This window comes from Phaeodactylibacter luteus (assembly GCF_007993045.1).
Taxonomy (GTDB): Bacteria; Bacteroidota; Bacteroidia; order Chitinophagales; family Saprospiraceae; genus Phaeodactylibacter; species Phaeodactylibacter luteus.
This window is the reverse complement of record NZ_VOOR01000285.1, coordinates 1-223: the sequence shown is the minus strand read 5'-3', so window position 1 is coordinate 223 and position 223 is coordinate 1. Positions and strand designations below refer to the sequence as shown.

Here is a 223-nt window from a genome sequence, read left to right as displayed (position 1 = left end):
GTGCCCGTCTCGCCCGGCGACAGGGACGAGGGCGTGACCGGAAGGGCTGCGCTGCCCGTCAGGGCGTCGTCTATGCGCACACCGCTCAGACTGACGTTCCCCGTGTTCGTCACCTCGAAGGTGTAGGTGACCACATCCCCCGCAGCGCTGTAGGTCGGCATGTCCGCTGTCTTCGAAAGAGCGATGGATGGCTCCTGCCGTGCAGTCACCGTCTCATCGTCTG

1 protein-coding gene is annotated in these 223 nt (G+C 65.5%); it reads right to left on the bottom strand.

Features of this window, described 5'->3' with window-relative positions:
- A partial coding sequence (locus tag FRY97_RS23435; RefSeq protein WP_211356980.1) for a DUF7507 domain-containing protein occupies nt 1–209 on the bottom strand: 209 nt, incomplete at its 3' end.
- Nucleotides 210–223: the final 14 nt, after the last annotated feature.